Consider the following 876-nt stretch of genomic DNA (forward strand, 5'->3'; position numbering starts at 1 on the left):
GAAGCCTTGGGTACGACCGATTTGAATGGTGGCGCGCTCTTCAACGCTGAGTTCGGTATAAGACATAGGGGCAGCACCGTACCGGAAAGGTCAGGTGTTGCACTCAGTTTTTGCCGCCGCCCTGTAATCAAAAAAGCTCTCAGCCCCGAAGACCTGAGCAAAATAGTGGCCTGCAGAATGCCGAAATGGATGCGCGCAGCGCTGGAGACAACATGAGCCGCCCGAATTTGGTCGATATGCCGCTGACATGGCGCAGGCATGCTTGCATGAACCGGTAAGAGGCAGGCAGCCAGTCAGTTTGGCTGCCAATCCAATCAGATGTCGGATCTGCGTCGATTGCTAGCTGTCCTTGTCCATCTTTATCCACGCCCTGCGTATATAGCTCACCGACACATTGAACCGGCGCGCACGCTCTGCATCAGAAACGAACCCGAACTCCGATGCAATTTCGGTGCGCTACAAAAAACTCCATGTAACGAGCTATCCTTCAGGCCTGTATTCGACAAAGAAGATCATGAGCCGCATCATGAGCAAGTCCAGCAGGAAGATTAAGCGCCAAGGCATTAAACAGCCAGCACACCTCAATTCCCAACAGAGTGCTATGGCCCTCCACCACGCGAAGGTACTTGAGCACGCAATCAATGTGTTCGGTAATCAGCAGCCGGTCGAAGAGTGGCTTGGCCGTCCCTGCAAGTATTTGAACGGCAATGTTCCGCTGGACGTTATCGATAACCCTGCGGGGTTACAGGCGGCGGCGGCAAAAACTGAGTGCAACACCTGACCTTTCCGGTACGGTGCTGCCCCTATGTCTTATACCGAACTCAGCGTTGAAGAGCGCGCCACCATTCAAATCGGTCGTACCCAAGGCTTCAGCCT

General features: G+C 54.0%; 2 pseudogenes. Both read left to right on the plus strand.

The window, feature by feature from the left end:
- A pseudogene (locus tag DMX10_RS33090) lies at window positions 1-216 on the plus strand (hypothetical protein); the annotation flags it as partial.
- A gap of 271 nt (window positions 217-487) precedes the next feature.
- Window positions 488-781 (plus strand): annotated as a pseudogene (locus tag DMX10_RS32295) (antitoxin Xre/MbcA/ParS toxin-binding domain-containing protein); the annotation flags it as partial.
- Window positions 782-876: the final 95 nt, after the last annotated feature.

This window comes from Pseudomonas sp. 57B-090624 (genome assembly GCF_003234055.1).
In the GTDB taxonomy this organism is placed as follows: domain Bacteria; phylum Pseudomonadota; class Gammaproteobacteria; order Pseudomonadales; family Pseudomonadaceae; genus Metapseudomonas; species Metapseudomonas tohonis.